Source organism: Sphingomonas sp., assembly GCF_025353885.1.
Taxonomy (GTDB): domain Bacteria; phylum Pseudomonadota; class Alphaproteobacteria; order Sphingomonadales; family Sphingomonadaceae; genus Sphingomonas_O.
The window spans coordinates 1-21,451 of the sequence record NZ_JANXNX010000071.1 but is presented as its reverse complement, the minus strand read 5'-3'; the positions used below and the strand labels follow the sequence as shown (position 1 = coordinate 21,451).

Annotated in this window: 22 protein-coding genes and 1 riboswitch; of the genes, 11 read left to right on the top strand and 11 right to left on the bottom strand. The window is 61.7% G+C overall.

Translation table 11 applies throughout. The features are described from left to right. Positions 1–33: 33 nt before the first annotated feature. The 6 genes from Q0R02_RS07995 to Q0R02_RS07970 form a co-directional block, all read right to left on the bottom strand. Positions 34–387 (bottom strand): excalibur calcium-binding domain-containing protein, encoded by a 354-nt coding sequence (locus tag Q0R02_RS07995; RefSeq protein ID WP_293882226.1) that lies wholly within the window; start codon positions 385–387, stop codon positions 34–36. A 23-nt stretch (positions 388–410) separates the two neighbouring features. Next, on the bottom strand, positions 411–1,970 hold the full coding sequence (gene gcvPB, locus Q0R02_RS07990) for an aminomethyl-transferring glycine dehydrogenase subunit GcvPB (RefSeq protein WP_293882224.1): 1,560 nt from the start codon (positions 1,968–1,970) through the stop codon (positions 411–413). Then, a complete protein-coding gene (gcvPA, locus tag Q0R02_RS07985; RefSeq protein ID WP_293882222.1) occupies positions 1,967–3,325 on the bottom strand; it encodes an aminomethyl-transferring glycine dehydrogenase subunit GcvPA in 1,359 nt (452 codons plus the stop codon). Before gcvPA ends, gcvPB begins: the two co-directional genes overlap by 4 nt. A 3-nt stretch (positions 3,326–3,328) precedes the next feature. Then, positions 3,329–3,706: a glycine cleavage system protein GcvH gene (gene gcvH / locus Q0R02_RS07980; RefSeq protein WP_293882220.1), complete on the bottom strand. Its 378-nt coding sequence runs from the start codon at positions 3,704–3,706 to the stop codon at positions 3,329–3,331. Then, positions 3,703–4,869 (bottom strand): glycine cleavage system aminomethyltransferase GcvT, encoded by a 1,167-nt coding sequence (gene gcvT, locus Q0R02_RS07975; RefSeq protein ID WP_293882218.1) that lies wholly within the window; start codon positions 4,867–4,869, stop codon positions 3,703–3,705. Before gcvT ends, gcvH begins: the two co-directional genes overlap by 4 nt. A 99-nt stretch (positions 4,870–4,968) precedes the next feature. After that, a riboswitch (glycine riboswitch) is annotated at positions 4,969–5,068 on the bottom strand. 64 nt (positions 5,069–5,132) lie between these two features. Then, positions 5,133–5,777, bottom strand: coding sequence for a hypothetical protein (locus tag Q0R02_RS07970; protein WP_293882216.1), 645 nt, complete (start codon positions 5,775–5,777; stop codon positions 5,133–5,135). A 106-nt stretch (positions 5,778–5,883) separates the two neighbouring features. Here Q0R02_RS07970 and ispH point away from each other — a divergent pair, with 106 nt between their 5' ends. From ispH to rnhA, 3 genes are read left to right on the top strand one after another with little or no spacing between them, the layout of a single operon-like run. Next, entirely contained in the window at positions 5,884–6,825 is a 942-nt protein-coding gene (gene ispH, locus Q0R02_RS07965) for a 4-hydroxy-3-methylbut-2-enyl diphosphate reductase (protein WP_293882214.1), read from the top strand. Continuing rightward, entirely contained in the window at positions 6,826–7,779 is a 954-nt protein-coding gene (gene thrB, locus Q0R02_RS07960) for a homoserine kinase (RefSeq protein WP_293882212.1), read from the top strand. Beyond that, complete coding sequence (gene rnhA, locus Q0R02_RS07955; RefSeq protein WP_293882210.1) at positions 7,772–8,245, top strand: ribonuclease HI; 474 nt, start codon at positions 7,772–7,774, stop codon at positions 8,243–8,245. Before thrB ends, rnhA begins: the two co-directional genes overlap by 8 nt. Before the next feature lie 3 nt (positions 8,246–8,248). Here the strand turns inward: rnhA and Q0R02_RS07950 are convergent, their stop codons facing one another. The 3 genes from Q0R02_RS07950 to Q0R02_RS07940 are packed head-to-tail and all read right to left on the bottom strand — an operon-like array spanning position 8,249 to position 10,498. Beyond that, complete coding sequence (locus Q0R02_RS07950) at positions 8,249–8,419, bottom strand: DUF1508 domain-containing protein (RefSeq protein ID WP_293882209.1); 171 nt, start codon at positions 8,417–8,419, stop codon at positions 8,249–8,251. 43 nt (positions 8,420–8,462) lie between these two features. After that, positions 8,463–9,569 (bottom strand): FAD-binding oxidoreductase, encoded by a 1,107-nt coding sequence (locus Q0R02_RS07945; protein WP_293882208.1) that lies wholly within the window; start codon positions 9,567–9,569, stop codon positions 8,463–8,465. Next, positions 9,566–10,498 carry an alpha/beta fold hydrolase gene (locus tag Q0R02_RS07940; protein WP_293882207.1) on the bottom strand — a complete coding sequence of 311 codons (933 nt, stop codon included), beginning with the start codon at positions 10,496–10,498 and terminating at the stop codon, positions 9,566–9,568. Before Q0R02_RS07940 ends, Q0R02_RS07945 begins: the two co-directional genes overlap by 4 nt. A 48-nt stretch (positions 10,499–10,546) precedes the next feature. On the opposite strand from Q0R02_RS07940, the gene Q0R02_RS07935 reads away from it, so the two are divergent. The 8 genes from Q0R02_RS07935 (at position 10,547) to Q0R02_RS07900 (ending at position 18,022) form a co-directional block, all read left to right on the top strand. Continuing rightward, positions 10,547–11,002, top strand: a complete 456-nt coding sequence (locus Q0R02_RS07935) for a prepilin peptidase (protein ID WP_293882206.1) — start codon at positions 10,547–10,549, stop codon at positions 11,000–11,002. Positions 11,003–11,062: 60 nt separating this feature from the next. Beyond that, entirely contained in the window at positions 11,063–12,076 is a 1,014-nt protein-coding gene (gene cpaB / locus Q0R02_RS07930; protein ID WP_293882204.1) for a Flp pilus assembly protein CpaB, read from the top strand. 1 nt (position 12,077) lies between these two features. After that, entirely contained in the window at positions 12,078–13,760 is a 1,683-nt protein-coding gene (locus tag Q0R02_RS07925) for a type II and III secretion system protein family protein (RefSeq protein WP_293882202.1), read from the top strand. A 23-nt stretch (positions 13,761–13,783) separates the two neighbouring features. Continuing rightward, complete coding sequence (locus tag Q0R02_RS07920) at positions 13,784–14,422, top strand: CpaD family pilus assembly protein (RefSeq protein WP_293882201.1); 639 nt, start codon at positions 13,784–13,786, stop codon at positions 14,420–14,422. After that, the gene (locus Q0R02_RS07915) at positions 14,422–15,723 is read left to right on the top strand and encodes a pilus assembly protein CpaE (RefSeq protein ID WP_293882200.1); all 1,302 of its coding nucleotides are present in this window, start codon (positions 14,422–14,424) and stop codon (positions 15,721–15,723) included. The genes Q0R02_RS07920 and Q0R02_RS07915 overlap by 1 nt, the downstream gene beginning before the upstream one ends. A 2-nt stretch (positions 15,724–15,725) precedes the next feature. After that, a complete protein-coding gene (locus tag Q0R02_RS07910; protein WP_293882199.1) occupies positions 15,726–16,700 on the top strand; it encodes a type II secretion system F family protein in 975 nt (324 codons plus the stop codon). Positions 16,701–16,716: 16 nt separating this feature from the next. After that, the gene (locus Q0R02_RS07905) at positions 16,717–17,715 is read left to right on the top strand and encodes a type II secretion system F family protein (protein WP_293882198.1); all 999 of its coding nucleotides are present in this window, start codon (positions 16,717–16,719) and stop codon (positions 17,713–17,715) included. Positions 17,716–17,782: 67 nt separating this feature from the next. Next, on the top strand, positions 17,783–18,022 hold the full coding sequence (locus tag Q0R02_RS07900; protein ID WP_293882197.1) for a hypothetical protein: 240 nt from the start codon (positions 17,783–17,785) through the stop codon (positions 18,020–18,022). Here the strand turns inward: Q0R02_RS07900 and ppdK are convergent. Further along, positions 18,015–20,663, bottom strand: coding sequence for a pyruvate, phosphate dikinase (gene ppdK, locus Q0R02_RS07895; RefSeq protein WP_293882196.1), 2,649 nt, complete (start codon positions 20,661–20,663; stop codon positions 18,015–18,017). The genes Q0R02_RS07900 and ppdK overlap by 8 nt on opposite strands. Before the next feature lie 61 nt (positions 20,664–20,724). Beyond that, on the bottom strand, positions 20,725–21,451 hold a 727-nt coding region (locus Q0R02_RS07890; RefSeq protein WP_293882195.1), incomplete at its 5' end, for a glycine--tRNA ligase subunit beta.

Sequence of the window (21,451 nt, the reverse complement as noted above, 5' to 3'; positions counted from 1 at the left end):
CTGCGGCTAGGTGGGCCGACAATGACCGTCCAATCAGCGATGAGGTTCACACGCGATACCATCCCCATCGCCATCCATATCCGAGCGGTAGCCAGGCTCATCGGAATAAATCGGTGCAACTCCGTCCGCACGAGCGTCGTTACAACCTGAATACGATGCACCAGGCAATGGAGCATGATCTCTATCGAAGCTTCGCGAAAATTGTACGGCTGATGTATTCAATCCGGGAACTCTGTCGCTAAAGAAAATTCCACTGAACGTGACACCTGCGAGCAAGAAGACGACAACTGCAAATCCTGTTGACGACGTGCTGAGGGTTCTCTGCCCCTGAAAATATGGCCCTCGTTCACGCTGAGCCTGTGTGAATTTAGGGTAGTTGCGAGACATGATGTCAGATTAACAGTGCATTCCTAACTTACCGTTGCCTCCTTCCAAACCAGCACCGGCTTCCTTGCCGCCAGCGTCTCGTCCAGTCGCCGCCGTGGCGCGAAGTGCGGAGCCGTCTTCAACGTCGGGTCCCCTGCCCTCGCCCGTTCGGCGACCGAACGCAGCGCGCCGATGAACTGGTCGAGCGCGGCTTTGGATTCGGTTTCGGTCGGTTCGATCAGCATCGCCCCGTGGACGACGAGCGGGAAATAGACCGTCATCGGATGGAAGCCTTCGTCGATCAGGCCCTTGGCAATGTCGATGGTGTTGAAGCCATCGGCCATACCGCTGTCCGAGAAGATTGCCTCGTGCATACACGGTCCGGTATGTGCGAACGGCGCGTCGAGCGTCCCCTCCAGGCTGCGGAGAATATAGTTCGCGTTCAGCACCGCGTCCTCCGCGACCTGGCGCAACCCGTCCGCGCCGTGGCTGAGGATATAGGTCAGTGCGCGGGTAAACATGCCCATCTGGCCGTGGAAGGCGACCATGCGACCGAACGATCCGGCGTGGTGGTCGCCAGCGGTTTCCTCTTCGACCAGAACGAACTGGTCGCCCTCCTTATCGACGAACGGCAGCGGCGCGTAGGGGGCGAGCGCGGCGGAGAAGACCACCGGACCCGAACCCGGACCACCGCCGCCGTGGGGCGTTGAGAATGTCTTGTGCAGGTTGATGTGCATGGCATCGACGCCGAGGTCGCCGGGCCGCACGCGACCGACGATGGCGTTGAAGTTCGCGCCGTCGCAATAAACGAACGCGCCCGCCGCGTGGACGGCGTCGGCAATGTCCTTCAATTCGCGTTCGAACAGCCCGCAGGTATTCGGGTTAGTGATCATCACACAGGCGACGTCGGAGCCGAGGCGCGCTTTCAGGGCTGCCGCATCGACGCGGCCATCGGGGTTCGCCGGGATATCCTCGACCGCGTAACCGGCAAAGGCGGCGGTCGCGGGGTTGGTGCCGTGCGCGCTGGTGGGCACCAGGACGACTGACCGCGCGTCGCCGCGGGCTTCGAGGGCGGCACGGATCGCGAGAATGCCGCAAAGTTCACCGTGCGCGCCCGCCTTTGGCGACATGGCGACGGCAGGCATGCCGGTCAGCGTCTTCAGCCAATGGGCAAGCTGGTCGATTAGTTCGAGCGCGCCCTGCACGGTATCGACCGGCTGCAACGGGTGGATGTCGGCAAAACCCGGGAGCCGCGCCATTTTTTCGTTCAGGCGCGGGTTGTGCTTCATCGTGCAGCTACCGAGCGGGAAAAAACCGAGGTCGATGCCGTAATTCTGGCGCGACAGGCGGGTGTAATGACGGATGGTTTCCGGTTCGGACAGGCCGGGGAGGTTGATGGGAGTTTTGCGTGCGAGGGTGCCGAGGCGGGATCGATATTCTCCTGCTCGCTCTGAAAAATCCACGCCGGTCGTGTGTTGATCGCCGATCTCGAAGATCAAGGCTTCGTCGAGCATTAACGCGCGGTTGCCGGTGAAGGTTTGGGTGGCTTCGCTTGTGTCCGACATCGGCGTCTCGGGACGCCAGCCGCTCTGGTTGATATTCATGCGAGCGCTCCTGTCAGGGCGGTGGCAAGGGCTTCAATATCCTCGACCGTGGTTGTTTCGGTGACAGCGACGACAAGCCCGTTCTTCAGGCTTTCGACCCCCGGATAAAGGCGACCGAGTGAGACACCGGCCAGGACTCCGGCATCGGCCAGCGCGCGGACGATGGGGCGGGCTTCCTGTGGCAATGCGATGGTGAATTCGTTGAAGAAGCTGTCATTGACCACGCGAACGCCGGGGATTTGCGCCAGCCGGTCGGCGGCGATGCAGGCAAGTTCATGGTTCAGAGCCGCCAATTCACGCAAGCCGCGTTCACCGAGCAGGGTCATGTGGATCGAGAACGCCAGCGCGCAAAGCCCTGAGTTCGTACAGATATTTGACGTCGCCTTCTCACGGCGGATATGCTGTTCGCGCGTCGACAGGGTCAGGACGAAGCCGCGTTTGCCCTCAGCATCGACGGTCTCTCCACACAGGCGACCGGGCATCTGGCGGACGTATTTGTCCTTGCAGCCGAACAGACCGACATAGGGGCCACCGAATTGCAGGCCGACGCCAAGCGACTGGCCTTCACCGACGACGATGTCAGCGCCCATCTCTCCAGGTGAAGTGATCGCGCCCAACGCGACGGGTTCGGTCACAACGGCGATCAGCAACGCGCCGTTAACGTGCGCTTTTTCTACCAGAGCTGAAAGATCGTCGATCCGGCCGAGAATGTCAGGGTATTGGACGACGACGCATGATGTTTCGGCGTCGATCAGGTCGATCAGGCGGGCAGTGTCGGTTTCGGCGACCAGCGCAGGAACCGCGGTGTCGAGCACATCGCCGGTGAAACGCGCCATCGTCTGCGCAACGCTCACATAATGGGGGTGGAGGCCGGAGGACAGGATCGCCTTGCCGCGTTTCGTGATACGGCGCGCCATAACAATGGCTTCCCAGCAAGCAGTCGAGCCGTCGTACATCGATGCGTTAGCGACGTCGGTGCCGAACAGACGGGCGACCTGTGTCTGGAATTCGAACAAGACCTGCAACGTGCCTTGCGCGATTTCGGGCTGGTACGGAGTGTAAGCGGTCAGGAACTCGCCGCGCTGGATCAGATGATCGACGCTCGCGGGAACGTGGTGCTTGTACGCGCCGCAGCCGAGGAAGAACGGGCCGTCGCCTGCTGCACGGTTCTTGCGCGCCAATGCGGACAGGTGGCGATCAACCGCGAGTTCGGGCGCGTGAAGAGGCAGACCCGCCATCGGTCCGGCAAGGCGCGCGGACTCGGGGACATCGATGAACAGGTCGTCGATAGTCGATGCGCCGATGGTGGCGAGCATCGCGCTCCGGTCGGAGACGGTTAGGGGCAGGTAGCGCATGAATTAAAGTCCCGCGACAAAGGCTTTGTAAGCGGCTTCGTCCATCAAACCGTCCAGTTCGCTCGTGTCGTTCAGAACGATGGTGAAGAACCAACCGTCTGTCTCCGCAGCGCTGTTGACCAATGACGGATCGCCCTCAAGCGCGGGATTGCCTTCGCTGATGGTGCCCGAGACAGGTGCATAAACATCCGATGCCGCCTTCACCGATTCAACAACCGCAGCCTCGCCGCCCTTGTCGATGCGCGTTCCAGAAGCCGGAACCTCGACGAACACAATGTCGCCAAGCTGTCCCTGGGCATAGTCGGTGATGCCGACCGTCGCAGTTTCGCCATCGGCGGCGACGTCGATCCATTCATGGTCGGTCGTGAAATATCGGTTCATTTGCGGACTTCCTTGCGGTGGTAGCGGTGGGGTACAAACGGCATCGGTGCGACGGTGGCCGACAGGCGCTTGCCGCGGACGTCGATTTCGAGCTGCGTGCCGGGTTCTGAGAGGGCCGCGCTGACATAACCCATTGCAATCGGGTATTGCAGGCTGGGCGAAAATCCGCCTGAGGTGACCTTTCCGACGAGCGTGTCCCCGGCGTAGATATCGGCCCCTTCGCGGGCGGATTGGCGACCGGCGACGTCCAGGCCGACCCGCTTGGTCGGCGCACCTTCGGACAGGTGCCGGCGGATAGTTTCAGCACCCGGAAAACCGCCCTGTTCACGGCGGCGCTTCTGGATAGCGAACGTCAGGCCCGCACTGACGGGATCGGTGGCGGGATCGAGATCGTGGCCATAGAGCGGCAGGCCCGCCTCCAGCCGAAGCGAGTCGCGCGCACCTAAACCAATCGGCTTCACCTCGGGCTGGTCGCAAAGTTCGGTGGCGAGCGCTTCGACTCGGTCGGCAGGAACCGATATTTCGAAACCGTCCTCGCCGGTGTAGCCCGAACGGCTGATCCACAAATCACCAAAGACGCCGCAGTCCATGAAGAACAGGTTTTCAACGCCCGGAACAACCCGCGACAGGGCATCAACGGCTGTGGGCCCCTGCAACGCCAGCAGGGCATGGTCTTCCATGTGGTTCATGGTGATTTCGTCGGGCAGGAATTCGCGGAGGTGGCCGATGTCCTCGTGCTTTACCGCGCCGTTGACCACCAAGTAGATACCCTCTTCGCGTGTACTGACCATCAAGTCGTCGAGGATCCCGCCGTCCTGATCCAACAGCAGCGAATAGCGCATCTTGTTAGTCGCAAGCCCGATGATGTCGCTCGGCAGGATGGCCTCCAGTGCCGCTGCCGCACCGTCTCCGGAAATTAGCAATTGCCCCATGTGGCTGACATCAAACAGCCCGGCATTCTCACGCGTCCACAGATGTTCGGCGATGATGCCTTCATACTGGATCGGCATGTGGTAGCCCGCGAACTCGACCATGCGCGCACCCCTTGCCCGATGCCAGGCGTCGAGCGGGAGCGGTTCGATCGGGATTTCGTAATCTTCGCTCAACGGCTGGTCTCCACGGGACGGATGGACGGCCAATGCGCGGCCTTCCAGCCACTTCATCGACCCCCTCTGTCACGGAAACCTGAGAGCTTTCGCTGGCGAACCAGCTTACACCTTCGGTGGTCCCTGCTTGTTACAGGAACGCTTTCCAGAGTTGTCTTGGTCCGCGCGGTCCGGGTGCCTGAGAGATTCCGGGGTGGTTGCTCCTTCGGCGTGACTGCACCGGGTCAACGGTCGGCCACTCTCCCGCACGGCCACCCAAAGGTTTCCCTTTGGACGACAGGGCAAGCAATGCTTGCCCGTTCGATTCGCGTCAACCGCCTTTAGCGCGTGACGTTGTACTGGAGCTGTTCGGGGGTCAGCTGAAACCCGATCAGCGCTTCAAAGCTCACCCGCGCCACGGCCGCACGCACATCCGGCTGCGACAGCGGGTCGATTGAGGCATCGGCGTCGGCGGCCTTGCGCTTGCGCTGCAGCTTGTCCTGAACATCCTGGGGCAGTGTCGCCGACGCGCGATCGATCAGCGCACCGCCCGTTGCCGAGGCTGTGGTGCGGAGTTGTCCTTCGTTGAAGTGCAGCGCGACGCGGCTTAAACGCTTGGCCACGACGGTATCACCGCCGCGCACGATGGTGACGAAATAGGGCAGCACAACATCGCGGGCACCAACCGAACTTGTCCGGCGCGCCTGCACTTCGAACGTGGCGGCGGCGGATACGTCGCTGCCGACATCGGCGCAGGTGTCGCGCAAATTGGTGATGCTGGCGACAACGTCGATCGCGCGGGCGTCGCGGCTGTTAACCGGATTGAACAGTGTGACATCACCCGTGCTGGCGGGGATTGCAACGGCTGGGCAAGCCGACCGCGCGGCCGTAATCCCGCCGGAAGAATCGATTTCACCAGTCTTGGCGCATGCGCCAAGGAGGGCGAGAGCGGTGATAATGCCAACGGAAGCCAGATTTTTCGTCAAGGAAACGCACACCTTTGGACCGGGGTCGTGGAACTTCGGATATCGATACCCCCCTCATAGGAACCGGGTTTCGCGTGCGCAAGCAATCGCGTATGGCGGCGGCATCATGACGCTTCCTGCCCTCGAACTCATCATCGCTGCGCCCCGCGGTTTCTGCGCCGGGGTCGATCGGGCCATCAGGATCGTGGAATTGGCCATCGAAAAATACGGGAGCCCGATCTATGTCCGTCACGAAATCGTCCATAATCGCTACGTCGTTGAGAGCCTGAAGGCCAAGGGTGCGATCTTTGTCGAGGAACTGGACGAGGTTCCTGACGGTGCACCTGTCGTTTTTTCAGCGCATGGTGTCCCGAAATCGGTTCCTGCCGATGCCGACGCACGGGGGCTGGAGTATTTCGACGCCACCTGCCCGCTGGTATCGAAGGTTCACCGGCAAGCAGAACGCCTGGTCGCATCGGGCAAGCATATCCTGTTCATCGGACACCGGGGCCATCCCGAAGTGATCGGCACTTTCGGTCAGGTTCCCGATGGACAGATGACGCTCGTCGAAACGCTCGACGACGTCGCCGCGCTTGCCGTCACCGATGCGACGCAACTGGCATTCCTGACCCAAACGACACTTTCGGTCGATGACACGGCCCAGATCGTCGCTGCCCTGAAGGCGCGCTTCCCCCAAGTCCACGCCCCGCGCGGCGAAGACATTTGTTACGCAACTTCGAACCGGCAGGAGGCCGTCAAGCGCATGTCGGGCCAGTGTGACATCATGCTGGTGATCGGCGCGCCGAATTCGTCAAATTCGCTGCGCCTGGTGGAGGTCGCCGAACGGAACGGCGTGCCGGCGCGCCTGATCGAGCGGGCGGCCGATATCGACTTTGCCTGGCTTGGCACGCCCCGATCGCTGGGGCTCACGGCGGGCGCGTCTGCCCCGGAAATCCTTGTTCGGGAGGTTGTTGCCAAGCTGTCCGAGCGCTTTGCGATCACCGAATCGGTTGTCGAAGCCGCCGTCGAGACGATCGAGTTCAAACTGCCGCGCGGTCTCGCCGCCTGAATGGCGGTTTACACGCATGTCTCCGCCGAGGAAATGACAGCGTTGCTGCTGCGTTACGATGTCGGCACGCTGGGGTCTGCCAAGGGCATTGCCGAGGGTGTCGAGAACAGCAATTTCCTGATCGACACAAGCGGCGGCAACGATGGCGCGCGGTTCATCCTGACCTTGTATGAAAAGCGGGTGGATGCCGCGGACCTGCCATTTTTCTTCGCGCTCCTCGATCATCTGGCGGACAAGGGGTTGCCCGTACCGCGCGCCATCCGCGACCGCGAAGGCGCGCAACTGCAACGGGTTGCCGGACGCCCCGGCTGCCTGATTGAATTCCTTACAGGGGTCTCCGTCAGCCATCCAACACCGGTCCAGGCGCGCGCGACCGGTGCGGCATTGGGACAGATGCACGCGGCCCTGGCCGATTTTACGCCGCAGCGGCCCAATACGATGGGGCCTGTCGGATGGCATGAACTGGCCGCCAGATGTGGTGACGATCTGAATCGCATCGCGCCCGCCCTCGGCGCGCGGGTGCAGGCCGAACTCGACTGGCTCGATAGTGCCTGGCCGACGCACCTGCCCAGCGCGGTCGTTCATGCCGACTTGTTCCCCGACAACGTACTGATGCGCGGGAACGAGGTCGGCGGGCTTATCGATTTCTATTTCGCCTGCACCGAAGTGCGCGCCTGGGACGTTGCCGTTACCCACGCCGCTTGGAGTTTTGGCGACGACGGGACTGACTACCAAGCCGAGATCGGCGATGCGATCATCGACGGATACGAGGCAGTTTTTGGACTGTCGGACGCCGAACGCGCCGCCTTCCCGGCGTTGGCGCGGGGTGCCTGCCTACGGTTCATGCTGACGCGGGCATGGGACTGGCTGAATACGCCCGCAGATGCGCTGGTAACGCGCAAGGACCCGCTCGCTTTCCTGCGACGTCTCGACCATTACGCCGGTCATGACTGATAAGATTGTTCCGACCGCTGCCGAAATGCCGAACGTCGAGATTGCCACCGATGGCGCTTGCAAGGGCAATCCGGGCCCTGGTGGCTGGGGCGCAATCATTCGGTCGGGCCAGCGCGAGCGCGAACTTGCTGGCGGAGAGAGGCTGACCACGAACAACCGCATGGAAATGACAGCGGCGATCGAGGCACTCAACGCCTTAACGCAGCCGTGTCGGGTCAGGCTTTCGACCGACAGCCGCTATGTCATGGACGGCCTGACCAAATGGATTCACGGCTGGCAGAAAAACGGCTGGCGAACCGCTGACCGCAAGCCGGTCAAGAATGCCGAACTCTGGCAGTCGTTGCTGGCCGCTACAAAGCCCCACCGGATCGAATGGATCTGGGTCAAAGGCCATGCGGGTCACGCTGACAATGAGCGCGCCGATAAATTGGCGAGCGACGCCGCTATCGACGCATCGCGAAGCTAGGGATCAGTCCTCGGTTTCAGCGACCGGACCGTTTTTCTTCATCGATTCAATGGCATTCTTGGCACCGGCTTTCGATGCATAGCCTTCGGTCCAGAAAATCGTTTCCGCATTATACTTGAACTTGGCGACATACTCACCAGCCTTGTTCTGCTCGATCACGAACTTGTGTGCCATGTTTGTCTCCGTCTCAGAGTTGTTCAGAACGTCGGGGCAAAGGCTAACCCGTTTCAGTACCGACGCCAATACTAATTGCCGACCGTCTCGGTGAAAATGGGGTCGGGTCGATCTCCGAGGGAACCCCGAGGAGCAGCTTCGCGCATAGCCGCGCTGCCGCCGGAGATGTCTGGATGCCCACGCCGCCCTGTCCCGCGCACCAGAAAAGTCCGGGAACGCTCCGGTCGAATCCGTAAATTGGCAGCCGGTCGGGTGCGAAGGTGCGCAGCCCGGCCCATTTGCGTTCAACCGCCAACACCTTCCATTCTGTTACGCGTTCGAAACGATCGATGGCGATTGCGACATCGATCTCTTCGGGTGCCGCATCGCCCGGTTCGACGAGCGTTTCGTCCTGCGGACACAGCCACAGGCGATCGGGGCCCTCCGCCTTGAAGTAATAGGAGCCGGCAATGTCGGTTACCATTGGCAGGTCGGCGGGCACATCGCTGCCATCGACCCGGACCTGGGCAATCGTGCGGCGGCATGGCATCAGGCTGAGCGGCCGCGCTCCCGCGAGCCCGGCGATAACGTCGGCCCATGCTCCGGCGGCGTTCACGACGATCTCCGCCTCGATCGATCGTGCGCCGGCAGCGATGCGCCAGCCCTTTGCCCACGTCGTGACGGCATCGACCCGAAAGTCGGTTTCCAAAATGCCGCCCGCCCGGTGAAAGCCGCCGAGCACGGCGGCATGAAGCGCGGCGACATCGATATCGGCACAGCTTGGTTCCAGCAGCCCGGCGGCAAGGACCGGCCTGGCGCGCGGCACCCGCACGCGGATCTCCTCGCGAGTCATTGGCTGGAGCGCCACGGTGCCGGCAAAGTCGCCAGCCATTTGATCGAGCAAATCAAGATGCTCGACATCGGCAACACTGAGCGAACCACGTGCCTTCAAAAAGCCACCGTCGTTCAGTGCTGGAAACGATGCCGTCGTAAGCGGCTGGATCAGGGGTCCGCCCAGCGTTTCATGCCACAGCGCCGCCGACCGGCTGGTCGAATGATATCCGGCGTGCGCCTCCGCCTCCAGCAGGACGACCGAACCGTGCGGCGCGAGTTCGGCAGCCAGGCTGGCACCGGCGATTCCGGCTCCGATCACGGCGAAATCATATTTCACGTGCGACCGTCCAGGAATTCGGCGATTGCGGCCAGCATGCAATTGCGTGGGCCGTCGCGTTCGCGGAGTATCTCATGCGCGGCATCCTTGCCCAGCATGACGAGCTTCGCATCGGTCAGCCGCGCGGCGAATGCCCTGATTGCGCTTGGGCTAACGAGCTGGTCGCCGTCTGTGCCCAGGATGAGGATCGGCACCGCAATGTGCTCGACAGCGTCGGGTTGTCGCAATCCAGCAATCGAGCGGAAGGCGGCGGCAAGCCATGACCAGCTTGGCGGTCCCAGGACAAGCTCCGGGTTTTGCTGTTTCCACCACAGTTCATCAGCATAGCGATCCGGGTCATGCGTCAGATAGTCCTGCCGCGATGCACCGGGTAGCGAGGGCTTCTCATTGCTTTTCCAGGCGGCGTTCCGACTTGTCGTGACACGGGCAAGCAGCCTCGCCATCGCGGCAGCCATGGCGAATGGTATTGGACCACTTTCGAAACCAAGCATCGGTGCCGACAACACAGCGGCAACGGGATCGATACACCGTTCGGAAAGTGCGCGCAGGAGCAGGTGTCCGCCCATCGAATGGCCGAAGACAAAATGCGGACCCGGGGTGCGCAGCCGCCAGTCGTCGTAGAACGCGGCGAGGTCGTCGATCCAGGTCGCGAAGTCGTCGACGTGCCCGATGCGGGGATTGATGCCAAGGCGCCCCGATCCCCCCTGCCCGCGCCAGTCGAAGCTGGTGACCGAGCGACCGGCTTGCGTCCACGCATCGAAGCTCTCAAGATATTTTTCGAATATATCACCCCGACCGCCGAGCCAGAGGATCGATCCGCACACCGTTCCCCGCGCGGGCTGAAAATAGGTCCGAAGCGGCCAGCCGTCCCTGCCCGGTGTCATTGTGATGCTGGCGTCAGCGGGAATCCGGCGGCGATCGAAAATCATCGGCGACGGTTACGGTTTGGCAACGCCCTCCGTCTAGAGGGTTAATGAATGGGCACACTTCATATCATTTTGCTGACCGCGCTGGCAGTCGTGCTGGTCATTGCGGCAATCGGCGACTGGCGCACACGCACGATCTCGAACTGGCTAAACCTTGCCATAGCAGTCGGGGCGCCGCTCTGGTGGCTGTTGAACGGTTATGACCTGTGGCCCGACGTCGCCATCGTATTCGCGCAGGCGGTGATCACCTTTGCGATCTTTGCGGGGATGTTCGCGCTCGGTGCGATGGGCGGCGGGGACGTCAAGATGATCACGGCGCTGGCATTGTGGTTCACGCCGATCCAGTTTTTCAATCTGCTGACAGTGATGGCGATCCTCGGCGGCTTGCTCACGGTCGCAATGCTGATCCGCCACAAGATTCAGAAGTCGGAAGGACGTCCTGAAATTCCTTATGGAATTGCAATCGCCTTCGCCGCCCTCTGGGAAATCTCCCAAACGATATCTTAACCATTTTCCTCGAATAACGAGGCTCGAACACCCGCACAACGCAAGGAGGCGTTGCCCGACATGGAACCTAAAAAGATCGCTCTACTCGTCGGAGCCCTGCTTATCGCAGCGATTACCGCAGTCATGGCGAAAAACATGTTCGGGCGCGGTACTGCTCCTGTGGCGCAAGCGGTGACGGTCGTATCGACCGGACCCGAGGTTCTGGTCGCGACACGGGCCCTACCGATCGGCACGATCATCGAGCCGGACAGTTTCCGCTTTCAGCCCTGGCCGAAGGATCTGATCCAGAACGCCTATTACCTGAAGGGCACTGCCGATGCCAACTCGCTCACCGGCACAGTCGTTCGCGCCCAGATCTCGGCGGGCCAGCCACTAACGCAAGGGTCGACCGTTCGACCCGGCGACCGCGGCTTCCTGGCGGCAGCACTCGGACCCGGCATGCGCGCTGTGACGGTGTCGGTATCGGCATCGGCGGGCGTCGCGGGTTTTGTCTTCCCGGGCGATCGGGTCGACCTGGTGCTTACGCAGACAGTTGATGGCGGGAGCGGCAGCGGCTCGGGCGGACCACCTTTGCGCGCTTCGGAAACTTTCGTCCGTAATATCCGCGTTCTCGCAACCGACCAGCGCACCGTCCCCGAAGACGACAAGGGCAAAAAGGAAGTCAAGACGTTCGCCACCGTCACTTTGGAAGTCACGCCACGCATCGGCGAGAAAATCCAGGTTGCACAAAGCATCGGTCAGGTTTCGCTTTCGTTGCGGTCGATTGCCGACAACACGTCCGACCTGGATGCCGCGATTGCGTCGGGTGCCGTCAGGGTGCCCGCCGGGACCGACCCGAAGGACAAGCGCTTCTTGGTCGAGATCGCCTCCCGTCCGATCGATACCAATTCCACATACGTCACCGGTGCCGACGTCTCGCGCTTCCAGCGCAAGACCGTGCCGACGCAGGCCCCCTCTTTGCCAAGTCCCGCGCCAACGACGAGCTCGGGGAGCAATTTTGACAAACCGGTTGGGCCAGTGGTCCACGTCGCCCGCGGCAATACCGTGACTGACGCGCCGGTAGGAGGAAATTAAGATGGATCGCAAGTTCTTCATTCGCCAGTGTCGCGTCGCCAGTTCAATCGTGACTCTTGCCGCCGTCTTTGCGACTTCGGCACCATCGGTTGCCGCTCCCAAGCGCGGTGTCCGGACAGCATCGGTCTCGCTGCCACAGGGTGCCCAGCGTCCTTCGCGTGAAATCGTCCTGTCAGTCGGTCGCGGCGAGCTCTACAATCTTCCCGCTAGCGTCAGCGACGTATGGACGTCGAACGCAGGTGTCGCCGACGTTTATGTCAGTTCGGCCCGCCAGATTCACATCTTTGGCAAGACCGCGGGCGAGGCCAGTGTCTATGCCAAGAACAAGGCAGGTATCGTCGTTTTCTCCGCCAACATCCGGGTTGGCGAAAATGCGAATTCGCTCGATCAGATGTTGCGGCTGGCGATGCCCGATGGCTCGATCCGCGCGACCTCAATGAACGGCCTCGTGCTGCTCACCGGCGTTGTGGCCGCGCCGGAAGACGGGGCCGAGGCCGAGCGTCTGGTCAAGGCTTTCCTGGGTGACAAGGTCGAGGTCGTCAGCCGACTGCGCACCGCAACCCCGCTGCAGGTCAATCTGCAGGTCAAGATCGCCGAAGTCAGCCGCTCGCTGGCCAAGCAGATCGGCGTCAACCTGATCACACGCGACACGACGGGCGGCTTCAACGTCGGTATTGCCCAGGGCCGTGGGTTTGGCACGATCGGCAACGCCAGCACTACCGCCCTGCCCCAGTTGGACGCATCGTCGCTATACGGCCTGCCTGCCGGTTCGCTGAAGCTGCCATTCGATCCGGTGACGGGTCGGTTCATTACACAAGGCGGCACCGTTGGGGATTTCGCCAAGCTCGGCCTTGGCGCGGGCACAACGTCACTTGGTTTCCTGGGGAAACTTTTCGGCGTTGACGTCGGCACCGCAATCGATCTTGCCGAAACCGATGGCCTCGTCACGATGCTCGCCGAACCCAATCTGACCGCAGTGTCGGGCGAAACTGCCAGCTTTCTTGCAGGCGGCGAGTTTCCGATCCCGGTCTCACAAACGCTCGGCCAGGTTACGATCGAATATAAGCAATACGGCGTAAGCCTGTCGTTCACGCCAACGGTTCTTGCCGATGGCCGCATTTCGATGCGCGTCCGTCCCGAAGTTTCGCAGCTGTCGACCGAAGGATCGGTCACTTTGAACGGTTTCACGGTCCCGGCGATCACGACTCGCCGGACGGAAACCACTGTCGAGCTGGGTTCGGGTCAGAGCTTCATGATTGGTGGCCTGTTGCAGAATAACAATGCCAACTCGATCCAGAAGGCTCCGGGCCTGGGCGATGTGCCGGTCCTGGGAGCATTGTTTCGTTCAACCAGCTATCGTCGCGCCCAGACCGAACTAATGATCATCGTGACGCCTTATCTGGTCAAGCCGGTCTCGGCCGGTGACATTCACCTGCCCACGGACGGACTGAAAAACCCGACCGACCTGCAGAATTTCCTGCTCGGCCAGGACTTCAGCGGCCGGTCGGGCGGCGAACGCCCGAAACCGACGATGGCCCCACCGGTAACGGTTCCTGCACCATCGACGGGCGGGATCAGCCCATCGGCCTACGCGCCGCAGGCCGCAACCGGCAGTCGACGTCCCGCTGCCACCAGGTCTGCTCCTGCCAAGGCTGCCCCCACGCCCGGCTTCAGCGGCAATTGACCCGAGATACGGAGATGAAAACCATGCGTAAACTTCCTGTACTCGCGCTCATTGCCTGCGGTATCTCGCTATCGGCCTGTGCGACCGACGCTACCAGTGGCCTGGAATCGGTGCATCAGCCGGTCGTCAGTCGCACCGACTATGTCTTCGACGTATCCGCACCTGGCAGCGACCAGCTTGCCATGCGCGATGCCGACCGGCTCGACGGCTGGTTCCAGTCGATCAAGCTCCGGTTCGGCGACCGCATCTCGGTCGATGCCCTCGACGGCGACCGTTACGCGCGCCAGGCGGTGGCTAATGTAACCGCCCGCTATGGCCTGCTGGTCGAAGAGCGCGCGCCGGTCACCGAGGGCAGCATTCCCCCCGGAGCCATTCGCGTCATCGTCAGCCGCATGACGGCATCAGTCCCGCATTGCCCGGACTTCGGCCGCCTGTCGCAACCGCAGTTCACCGGCAAGCAGGCATCGAATTACGGTTGCGCCATCAATTCCAACCTGGCCGCGATGGTTGCCGATCCGCATGATCTACTGGCTGGCCGCGATGGCGAACAAACCGTTGATGCCTGGACCTCGACCAAGGCGATCAAGGCTTATCGCCTGGCACCGACGACCGGGACCGCCGGGCTGACCAAAGAATCGACCAAGAATGGCGGAGGTAACTGATGAACGCACCCTGGTCTCCTGCGCGTAACGGCGGCGCCCTGCGCGAACCGTTTACCGCGTTCGTCTGCGACGAATTGACAGCCGAGCAGATCCGTCCGGTTGTCGTTGAACTCGGCTGGGCTCCCGACAAGGTCAACAAGGGTGGACTGCGCAATGCTGTCCAGTCGTTGTCGGTCTCGGCCAGCCCGCAAATTCTGTTCGTCGACCTGTCCGAAAGCGGCGACCCGCTGAATGATATCAACGCGCTGGCCGAAGTTTGCGAACCCGGCACCGTCGTCATTGCGGCGGGCCAAGTCAACGACGTGCGCCTTTATCGCGACCTGGTAGCCAGCGGCATCCAGGATTATCTCCTGAAGCCATTCAGCGCCGACCAACTGCGTGAAGCTTTTGCCCACGCACAGACTGTCTTCAATGCGCCCAAGCAGGTCGATGCCAGCGCCGAACGCCCGCACGTCATGGCCGCCGTCATCGGTGCCCGGGGCGGCGCCGGTGCCTCGACCGTCGCGACTTCAATCGCCTGGCTGCTGGGTGAAAAGGTCCAGCGTTCGACTGCATTGCTCGATCTGGACGTTCATTTCGGAACCGGCGCGCTCACGCTCGACCTGGAACCCGGGCGCGGGCTGACCGATGCGATCGAAAACCCAAGCCGCATCGACGGACTGTTTATCGAACGCGCGATGGTAAAGGCCAATGAAAAGCTGGCCGTGCTGTCCGCCGAAGCACCGATCAACCAGCCGATGATGACCGACGGTGCAGCCTTCTTCCAGCTTCAGGAAGAATTGCGCACGGCGTTCGAATGCACGATCATCGACCTGCCGCGTGGCATGCTGGTCCAGCACCCGCACTTGATGAGCGACGTTCAGGCGACCGTCATCACCACCGAACTGACGCTGGCTTCGGCCCGCGACGTCATTCGCATCTTGTCATGGCTCAAGACCAATGCCTCACAATCGAGCATATTGGTTGTTGCAAACAAGGTTGCGACGACAGGGCCAGGCGAAATCAGCCGCAAGGATTTCGAGGCATCGATCGAACGCAAGCTCGACTATATCGTGCCGCTCGACATGAAGGTCGCTACGCAGGCGGCCAAGCTCGGCAAGACGGTTTCCGAGGTGGGCAAGGGCACCAGGTTGGCAACCGTGCTGCTCGAGATTGCCAATCGCCTGATCGCGACGGTCGAGGAAGCGGCACTGACCGCTGCGACAACCGACGGAAAACCCAGTCGGAAGTCGTCGCTGCTTGGCAAGATCAGCGGAATCACCTCGATGTTGCCCAAGAAGTCCAAGCAAAAGGCCGCATAATCATGGATATCCTGCAGCTCCTGATGTTTGCGGGCAGCGCGCTTGCGATACTGCTGCTGGTTTTTTTCGCCTTCTCGGGCCCGAACGGCCAGAAAATTCAAGCTCGACGGCTGAACAACATGCGCGACCGCCACACCAACTCAACGGGGGCTGTGGTGGAGGCGCAGATGCGTCGCATCCAAGCAACCCGTGCAACCAAGATGGACGGTATCGCGACCCGGCTGCTGCCAAACCCGGCGCAGTTGAAAAAGCGACTGGACATGACCGGCAAGAACTGGACGCCGGGCAAATATCTGACTGCTGGCGTCGTCATCATGCTAATCATCGCTACGCTCCTGAAGATCAAGGGAATGCCGATATTCCTGTGCCTGTTCGTCGGCGCGTTTGGCGGACTGCTATTTCCGCACATTGCGGTTGGCCACCTAATCAAGAAGCGCGTTGGCCTGTTCAACAAGCGATTTCCCGATGCCATCGAATTGCTCGTTCGCGGATTGCGTTCGGGCCTGCCGATTTCGGAAACGCTGGGCGTGGTTGCATCGGAAGTCCCTGGTCCTGTTGGCGTCGAGTTTCGCAACGTCAGCGACAAGATCAAGATCGGTCGGACGATGGATGCGGCGATGCAGGAAACCGCCGACCGGTTGGGCACGCCCGAATTTCAATTCTTCTGCATCAGCCTGACGATCCAGCGCGAGACCGGTGGTAATCTGGCCGAGACGCTGTCGAACCTTGCCACCGTTTTGCGCACGCGTGCCCAGATGAAGCTGAAGATCCGGGCAATGTCTTCGGAATCAAAGGCTTCGGCCTATATCATCGGCGCGCTACCCTTCATCGTTTTCGGCCTGATCTATTCGATCAACCCAATGTACATGGGTGGCTTCTTTACCGACACCCGACTGACGACCATCGGTGCCGGTGGACTCGTGTGGATGAGCATCGGCGCATTCATCATGTCCAAAATGATCAGCTTCGAAATTTGACCGAGGGCACCAAGCGATGAACCCGACCATGCCCGCTGTGACCTTCATGGGTATCGACGTCCTTTGGGTGGCGACGATCCTCGCCGCGGTTGCCACGTTCGCGATGATACTCGCCGTCTATGCCGCGACCACCGTCCGCGACCCGATGCAGAAGCGCGTCAAGGCGCTCACCGAGCGGCGTGAACAGCTAAAGGCTGGCATCGTCGCATCAACATCGCGCCGCCGGGCAAAACTGACGCAAAAGAACGAGACGACCGACCGGATGCGGTCGTTCCTCTCGTCATTGAAAGTGCTGCAGGACACTCAGGTGAAATCGGCCCAGGTCAAGCTGATGCAGGCGGGTATCCGTTCGAAGGACATGGCGATTGCGGTGATTTTTGCGCGCATGGTCCTGCCGATCGTCTTTGGTGGCTTCATGATCGTCTATGTCTATGCGCTTGGCGGATTTCCGTTGTGGAGCCCGCTGAAGCGCTACGGGATTGTCGCTGGTGCCTTGATCCTGAGCTACAAGGGCCCCGATCTTTATGTGAACAACCTGGTCAACAAGCGCACTGCCGCGATCCGCAAGGGATTGCCCGACGCGCTCGACCTGCTGGTGATCTGCGCCGAAGCGGGCCTGACCGTCGACGCAGCCTTCGGCCGTGTCGCCAAGGAACTGGGTCGCGCCTATCCCGAACTGGGTGATGAATTCGCATTGACCGCGATCGAACTGAGTTTCCTGACCGACCGTCGCGCGGCGTTCGACAATCTGGCATCCCGCGTTCCGCTCGATGCCATGAAGGGCGTCGTGACCACGATGATCCAGACCGAGAAATACGGCACGCCGCTGGCCTCCGCGTTGCGGGTGCTCTCCGCTGAGTTCCGCAACGAGCGCATGATGCGCGCTGAAGAAAAGGCGGCACGCTTACCTGCGATTATGACCATTCCACTGATCATGTTCATCCTGCCAGTGTTGTTCGTCGTCATTCTCGGACCAGCAGCCTGCGCAATCTCGGACAACTTCATCCAGAAATAACCCATTACGGGCGCGGCGGAACGACCGGGGTCATCGACAGTTTATCCTTTCATAACGGAGGAGAACCATGATGACCCCTTTCACGACCAACCAATGGGCTGTCGTGGTCCTGGTGCTGGTGGCAGGCTGGCTGCTCGGACTGATGAGCCGATCAGGCGGCGGCAAATGGCGTCGCGCCTATGAAGACGAACGCGACGGTCATCTGGCGCTACGCCGGGACTATGACGCGCATCTCCAGCAGCATGGCATGGTCAGCGACACGCGCATTCCACCTGTCGAGGACCGCACCATACACCGCCCTATCTAGTGGCCAGAGCAGCCTGAGCAGCAGCTAGGCGGGCAATCGGGACGCGATAGGGGGAGGCGCTGACATAGTCGAGCCCGACCCCTTCGCAGAACGCGATGCTCGCCGGGTCGCCACCGTGTTCGCCACAGATCCCCAGCTTGATATCAGGCCGCGTCTCCCTGCCCCGCCCGGCTGCCAGCGCGATCAGTTCGCCGACACCTTCAATGTCGAGGCTGACGAACGGGTCGATCGCGTAGATGCCTTTTTCGACATAGGTTGTCAGGAACCGGCTGGCATCGTCGCGCGACACACCGAGCGTCGTCTGGGTCAGATCATTGGTGCCGAAGCTGAAAAATTGCCCGACTTCGGCAATTTGTCCGGCCATTAGGGCGGCGCGTGGCAGCTCGATCATCGTTCCGACCATATAGTCGATCCGCTTTCCGCGTTCGGCAAAAACGGCTTCTGCGGCGCGGTCGATGACGTCCTTCATCAATTCCAGCTCCCGCTTTGTGGCAACGAGCGGGACCATGACTTCGGGGATCGGCGAGATCTCTAGGTCGCATGCGGCCTCGAAGATGGCGCGGGCCTGCATCTCGTATATTTCGGGGTAGGTTACGCCGAGGCGGCAGCCGCGATGGCCGAGCATCGGGTTGAATTCGTGCAGTTCGACCGTCCGACGTTTCAGCACTTCGACAGCGACACCCGCCGCCTTGGCGACATCCTCAAAGTCGGCTTCGGCGGTTGGCAGGAATTCATGCAGCGGCGGATCGAGCAGGCGGATCGTGACCGGCAGCCCTGCCATCACCTCGAAGATGCCGAGGAAGTCTGCGCGCTGTTCGGGGAGCAATTTCGCCAGTGCAACCCGCCTGCCAGCTTCATCCTCGGCAAGGATCATTTCGCGGACGGCGGTGATCCGGCTCGCTTCGAAAAACATATGCTCGGTGCGGCACAGGCCGACACCCTCCGCCCCGAAGTCGCGCGCGACCTTCGCATCGGCGGGGGTTTCGGCGTTGGCGCGAACCTTCATCCGGCGCGCGCCGTCGGCCCAGACCATCAGCGTGCCGAAGTCGCCCGACAATTCGGGCTGCACGGTGGCGACCGCGCCGATCATGACTTCGCCCGACGAACCATCGAGCGTGATGACATCGCCCTCGCGGACTTCGCGGCTGCCCACCTTGGCGACCTTTGCCTTGGCGTCGATCGAAAGCGAACCCGCGCCCGACACGCAAGGGCGTCCCATGCCGCGGGCGACGACGGCGGCGTGGCTGGTCATGCCGCCACGCGCGGTCAGGATGCCCTTTGCCGCGTGCATCCCGTGGATGTCCTCGGGCGAGGTTTCGGTGCGAACGAGGATGACCGGCTCACCCAGTGCCGCCAGGCGTTCGGCGGTGTCGCTGTCGAACACGGCGGCTCCGGTCGCGGCACCCGGCGAGGCTGGCAAACCCTTTACCAGCACATCGCGCGGCGCTTTGGGATCGAGGGTCGGGTGGAGCAACTGGTCCAGCGCGCCAGGCTCGACGCGCATCACCGCTTCGTCCTGCGTGATCAGTCCTTCGCCTGCCATGTCGACGGCGATTTTCAACGCCGCGCGGGCGGTCCGCTTTCCGGCGCGGGTCTGGAGCATCCAGAGCTTGCCGCGCTCCACCGTGAATTCGATGTCCTGCATGTCGCGGTAGTGGAGTTCGAGCAGGTCGAAGACGCGCGCCAGTTCGGCATACACTTCGGGCATCGATTCCTGCATCGACAGGGGCTTGGCATTGGCCCGGACCCGCGCGGCGGTGGTCAGATATTGCGGGGTGCGAATACCGGCGACGACGTCTTCACCCTGCGCGTTGATGAGGTATTCGCCATAGTAGGCGCGCTCCCCGTTGGCCGGATCGCGCGTGAACGCCACGCCGGTGGCCGAGGTTTCGCCCATGTTGCCGAACACCATCGCCTGCACGTTGACCGCAGTGCCCCAGCCGTGCGGAATATTGTTGATGCGACGATAGACCTTGGCGCGTTCTGACTGCCACGATCCGAACACCGCGCCGACCGCACCCCATAGCTGGTCATGGACATCCTGCGGGAACGGCCTGCCCCAAAGTTCGGACACCAGCTTCAGATATTCGGCGACCAGCGCCTGCAAGTCCTCCGCCGACAATTGCGTGTCGAGCGAATAGCCCTTGTCTTCCTTGGCGATTTCGAGCGCTTCCTCGAACGCACCATGGTCCAGGCCGAGGACGACATCGGCATACATCTGGATAAAGCGGCGATAGCTGTCCCAGGCGAAACGCGCGTCGCCCGAGGCGGCGGCGAGGCCCTGCACCGTGACGTCGTTCAGCCCCAGATTGAGGACGGTGTCCATCATGCCGGGCATCGAAACCCGCGCGCCGGAACGGACCGAGACCAGCAGCGGATCGGCGGGGTCGCCGAACGTCTTGCCGGTGATACCCTCGATATGAGCGAGGCCGTCGGCGACCTGCGGGTTCAATTCGACGGGAAATGCCTCCCCTTCCTCATAATATCGCTCGCACATCGGCGTCGAGATCGTGAATCCGGGCGGGACCGGCAGGCCGATCGACGCCATCCCGTCGAGGTTGGCGCCCTTGCCGCCGAGCAGCGTCTTGTCCTGCCCGCCCTCTGAAATGCCGCCACCGAAACGATAAACATATTGGGTCATGGCAAGTCCTTACTGGGCTTAGAGTCGCAGAAATCGCAGTGGATGAGCAATAAAGTTTCCATCACCCGTCAATCTTTGAAAAGTCGGCGACGCGGTGGACGGCGTCGCGCATGCGCGCCAGCAGGGCAAGTCGCGCGGCGCGCTTTTGGAGCTGTGGGTCATTGACCGTAACGGATTCAAAGAACGCATCGATGGGGCCGCGCAGGCTGGCAAGAGCCGACATCGCGCCTTCGAAGTCTTCGCGCGCGATGGCAGCGGTCGCCAGAGGCTCCGCCGAATCGAGCGCGTCGATGAGCGCCTTTTCGGCGGGTTCGGGGGTGTAGGACAGCAGCGTTACGTCGGTGCTGAAAGTTTCTTTCTTCAGGATGTTGGACGCGCGTTTATAGCCCGAGAGTAGGTTTGCGCCTTCTGCCGTGGTTATGAAGGCTTGCAGAGCTTTGACGCGCGCGAGAAGGCGGAAGAGGTCGTCTTCGGTTCCTAGGGCAAATATGGAATCGATAAGGTCGTGGCGAACACCGGCTTCGCGTTGTTGGACTTTTAGGCGATCGATAGTGAAATCGAGCAATTGATTGAATGACGCGCTTGATCCGGCATCGCTTTCTGCGAATGGGCGATCAGCTACCCTTAGAATTTCAGAAACCGAATATCTAAGACCGTTCTTTTCAATAAGCGCTACGATCCCAAGCGCTGCCCGCCGAAGTGCAAACGGGTCTTTGGAGCCGGTTGGCTTTTCACCGATCGCATAAAACCCAGCCAAGCTATCCAACTTGTCCGCCAAACTCACCGCC

Bases quoted from the DNA above. Each gene is read 5' to 3' on its own strand.
- Q0R02_RS07950 (WP_293882209.1), bottom strand. From the start codon at position 8,419: ATGGCACACAAGTTCGTGATCGAGCAGAACAAGGCTGGTGAGTATGTC.
- Q0R02_RS07920 (WP_293882201.1), top strand. From the start codon at position 13,784: ATGCGTAAACTTCCTGTACTCGCGCTCATTGCCTGCGGTATCTCGCTA.
- Q0R02_RS07995 (WP_293882226.1), bottom strand. From the start codon at position 387: ATGTCTCGCAACTACCCTAAATTCACACAGGCTCAGCGTGAACGAGGG.
- cpaB (WP_293882204.1), top strand. From the start codon at position 11,063: ATGGAACCTAAAAAGATCGCTCTACTCGTCGGAGCCCTGCTTATCGCA.
- gcvH (WP_293882220.1), bottom strand. From the start codon at position 3,706: ATGAACCGATATTTCACGACCGACCATGAATGGATCGACGTCGCCGCC.
- Q0R02_RS07900 (WP_293882197.1), top strand. From the start codon at position 17,783: ATGATGACCCCTTTCACGACCAACCAATGGGCTGTCGTGGTCCTGGTG.
- Q0R02_RS07940 (WP_293882207.1), bottom strand. From the start codon at position 10,498: ATGATTTTCGATCGCCGCCGGATTCCCGCTGACGCCAGCATCACAATG.
- Q0R02_RS07905 (WP_293882198.1), top strand. From the start codon at position 16,717: ATGAACCCGACCATGCCCGCTGTGACCTTCATGGGTATCGACGTCCTT.
- gcvPA (WP_293882222.1), bottom strand. From the start codon at position 3,325: ATGCGCTACCTGCCCCTAACCGTCTCCGACCGGAGCGCGATGCTCGCC.
- ispH (WP_293882214.1), top strand. From the start codon at position 5,884: ATGACGCTTCCTGCCCTCGAACTCATCATCGCTGCGCCCCGCGGTTTC.
- Q0R02_RS07925 (WP_293882202.1), top strand. From the start codon at position 12,078: ATGGATCGCAAGTTCTTCATTCGCCAGTGTCGCGTCGCCAGTTCAATC.
- gcvPB (WP_293882224.1), bottom strand. From the start codon at position 1,970: ATGAATATCAACCAGAGCGGCTGGCGTCCCGAGACGCCGATGTCGGAC.
- Q0R02_RS07935 (WP_293882206.1), top strand. From the start codon at position 10,547: ATGGGCACACTTCATATCATTTTGCTGACCGCGCTGGCAGTCGTGCTG.
- thrB (WP_293882212.1), top strand. From the start codon at position 6,826: ATGGCGGTTTACACGCATGTCTCCGCCGAGGAAATGACAGCGTTGCTG.
- rnhA (WP_293882210.1), top strand. From the start codon at position 7,772: ATGACTGATAAGATTGTTCCGACCGCTGCCGAAATGCCGAACGTCGAG.
- ppdK (WP_293882196.1), bottom strand. From the start codon at position 20,663: ATGACCCAATATGTTTATCGTTTCGGTGGCGGCATTTCAGAGGGCGGG.
- gcvT (WP_293882218.1), bottom strand. From the start codon at position 4,869: ATGAAGTGGCTGGAAGGCCGCGCATTGGCCGTCCATCCGTCCCGTGGA.
- Q0R02_RS07910 (WP_293882199.1), top strand. From the start codon at position 15,726: ATGGATATCCTGCAGCTCCTGATGTTTGCGGGCAGCGCGCTTGCGATA.
- Q0R02_RS07915 (WP_293882200.1), top strand. From the start codon at position 14,422: ATGAACGCACCCTGGTCTCCTGCGCGTAACGGCGGCGCCCTGCGCGAA.